Source organism: Deltaproteobacteria bacterium (genome assembly GCA_009929795.1).
Taxonomy (GTDB): Bacteria; Desulfobacterota; Desulfovibrionia; order Desulfovibrionales; family Desulfomicrobiaceae; genus RZZR01.
Window position 1 is genome coordinate 1 of record RZZR01000223.1, and the last position, 3,250, is coordinate 3,250.

Consider the following 3,250-nt stretch of genomic DNA (forward strand, 5'->3'; position numbering starts at 1 on the left):
GTCTCGGCCCGAGTTCGCGTGGGCAAGTAAGGAGGATGACGCAATGAAACAACTTGGACTCATGATTGATATGGACCGCTGCATCGGCTGCAAGACCTGCATCGTGGCATGCCGAAATCACCACGGTATTGTGGACCACGAGAACTGCATGCCCGGGGAAATCCCCTTTTATATCCGGTTGGAATCCGCCACCGAGGGCACGTATCCCAAACTCAGCGAGCGCTGCTGGGTGGTGCCCTGCCAACACTGCAAAAATCCCGAGTGTATCAAAGCCTGTCCCAATGGAGCCATCACCAAGGATCCCCAAAACGGCATCGTGCGCATCGACAAGGCCACATGCAAGGGATCGGGAAAGTGCATTGAGGCCTGCCCCTACGGGGTCATCCAGTTTGACAAGAAGGCTAGGTACGCACACAAGTGTGACCTGTGTTACGATCGGGTCGTCTTTGGAGAGAAGCCCGTGTGCGTGGAGGCCTGCATGACTGACGCATTGAGCTTCGGCGAGCTCGAAGAACTCAAGCAGCGGGCCAAGGAAGCCGGTCGGGATATTGACAAGAAGATGAGCGCCATGAGTGTGGTTTACTTGAAGCCCACGCCCAAGAATACCCTGGCTGGCTAGACCCAGCGAAAATCGGCGCAAAGAAGACGGCCCGGGGTGAAAACCACCCCGGGCCGTTTCGTTTTCCCGAAGATGCGCTACTTGTCGCAGGGATAAATCGTGACCGTGCAGCCTACGCTGTCTGGAACATAGGTGAACTCTCCGCTCGTGTTATCTTGCGGATAGACAAAGAATCCGAATTTCCCCTTCTTGTCGGCCGTGGCCGCATCGTGCAGGGCCTTGGCGTAGCTGGTGAAGGAAGGCCCGGGATTGTCGGCCTGGGTCATGGTTTGCCAACCAGACCAGTTGGTCGTGCTGTTGAAAAGCTGCATACCGTTCCAGGGCAGGCTGGCCATGAAATCTCCATAGGAATACGGTGTCCAAGGGCCACCATGGGCGGCGCCGCTCTGCTGGGCCGTCCAGATTTTGTTGGGTCCAATAATGCGGTGCATATTCTTCGGATATTTCTCGGAATCCCAATCTGTTTGGACCACAGCCGGCCAAATCAGGGCGTCCCAGCGGTAGTCGGTCTGCTTTTTCAGGTTGTTCTTGACTGCGGCCAGACTCGTGAATCCGTATTCATGCCCGGTCTCGCAGCCCTTGTATGAATCAGGAACATTAGAAAATTTAACAGTCAGGGGATAGGAATACTCGTCAATGTATGAAAGATCGAAGGTGTAGCGCGAAGAAGACGGTTCATACAGGTATTCCATGAATGAGTAGGTTACAGCCGCATCGACGTGATAGTTGAAGACGTCTGATGCCTGTCCATTTTCGATGGATTGGGTCAGTTTCTCGTTGGAGAAATAAACACGCATGGATTTGTTCGGAGTCAAGGAAATTTGTTTGCTTTTGCCGTTGGTCAAGGTGAAGGAGGCCTGGGTGGCCTGTGGCTGGAGATACGAAAAATCATAGACGTAGAGGTCTTGACCGGATTTGTTGGTCAAGGTGAAGGCTGTGCTCTTGCCGCCGTCAATGAAAAGCGTAGGGCCGACAACGATCATGCCGGTGGACGGAATGGCTTCGGTTCCGAACAGTCGTTTGGCCGTAAAGCTGAGTTCTCCGGTTGCCTGGTTATAGATCGGGTCGGACAGGGTGACGACCTGAACCTCACCGGTCTCCGTGGCCGTCATGCCGTAGGAGATGGACACGTTGGGGGGCGAATCTCCGAAACGGCTCGGCCAGCTCTGGACGTAGGACAAAATCGGAATGGTCGCGGACAGACGATTCGGGGCGTTCGTGTAGCTAAAGACCGGATCAAAGACGCTTTGGATGGTGAAGGTGTAGGTTCCTTCTGTTGCTGTTGGTTTAAAACTGGCCACATTGCCGAGCAAGACTTCCGACCACTCCAGGGTCGAGGCCTGAGCATTGTTCAGAATGACCAGTTTCACATCCGTGAAGGAGAGGGGCATCTCGGGTTTCTGACTTCCGTCCAGAAAGGTCAGGTTGAAATCGAGCTGGGCGGCGGTCTTGTGATAGACGGGGCTGTCCAGGACACAGAATAGCTCGATGTACTCTTGGGACACAGTCGTACCTCTGAGCAGGGCATTGGGCGGCACCTGTCCGTAGACCTTGGGCCAGGCCGTGTCGATCACGTGGCCCAGCTCGACGAACCCGGCCTTCTGGGCCGGTCGATCGGTGAAATACAGGATGCTTTCCGGAACCGATCCCAGGTTCAGGGAGAATTTGTCGGCGGATTCTCCGTCTGGAGTCAGGAGACCGTTTCCGGCAACCATCTCGTAGATACGCAAGGCTTCGGTGTCGTCGTCGCTGGAACTGTCTCCGGTGCAGCCCACCAGCATGGTGGAAAAAAAGGCCAGAAGAAAAAACCCGAGCCATTGTACGTGTTGTCGTCCCGTTTTCATCGCTTTCTCCGTTGTTGGATATTGGGAAGTATGGCAGGCAGTTCGAGTCGTTTCGGTCGTGACCATGGCCATATTCCAGGCTGACGCGGACCCTCCGCCGATCTTTAGCGTAAGAAATAGACCCGGTCCGCAAACGGGTCAAGAACCAACGCGGATCGTGAGGGGCCAATGCTCAATCGGAGAATTCCATGGACGGCAAGCGTGTCATCCCCTATGTTCCGACCGTCTTCCTCATTTCTCCCGACGTTCAACCCGGAGGTCGAAAATGGCATCCACCCAACATCAAGTCTTCAATATCATGTGTGTTCTGTTGTTATTGGTCCTGTCGATTTCCGGTTCCGGCTGTACGTCCGATTCGGACGGCCCTGACACCAAGAAAAAACTGCAACGAATCCTGAGTTCGGAATGGGAAGCCTTTTCGGCCGGAAAGGCGAATTTCGGAGGCGGATTGGCCTTGCAGGTTCTTTCCCTCAAGGGCGATTACTTCATGTCCACCGACATGGGCGAGGACATGGGCCCGGACCATCGGTTCCGCACGGCCAGCGTGACCAAGACCTTCACCGCCGCGGCCGTCATGTTTCTGGCCGAGCGGGGCCTGCTCGACATCGACGACCGGCTCACCGACTCCATTCCAGGCCAGGGACGGCCCTATGTGCCGGACACTCCGGACTACGACATCCCGAATAAAAACCAGATGACCATCCGCATGGTGCTCATGCACCGGGCCGGGATATTCGATCTTTCCAACCAGAATATCGAGGAGAACGAGGCCACCAAGGACGAGCCC

3 protein-coding genes are annotated in these 3,250 nt (G+C 55.4%); 2 read left to right on the top strand and 1 reads right to left on the bottom strand.

The features are described from left to right. Nucleotides 1–43 precede the first annotated feature (43 nt). Nucleotides 44–619 (top strand): 4Fe-4S dicluster domain-containing protein, encoded by a 576-nt coding sequence (locus EOM25_13440; GenBank protein ID NCC26177.1) that lies wholly within the window; start codon nucleotides 44–46, stop codon nucleotides 617–619. A gap of 77 nt (nucleotides 620–696) precedes the next feature. Here EOM25_13440 and EOM25_13445 read toward each other — a convergent pair whose 3' ends face one another. Then, complete coding sequence (locus EOM25_13445) at nucleotides 697–2,535, bottom strand: hypothetical protein (GenBank protein ID NCC26178.1); 1,839 nt, start codon at nucleotides 2,533–2,535, stop codon at nucleotides 697–699. On the opposite strand from EOM25_13445, the gene EOM25_13450 reads away from it, so the two are divergent. After that, nucleotides 2,399–3,250: class A beta-lactamase-related serine hydrolase (locus tag EOM25_13450; protein ID NCC26179.1), on the top strand; the 852-nt coding region annotated here is incomplete at its 3' end. The genes EOM25_13445 and EOM25_13450 overlap by 137 nt on opposite strands.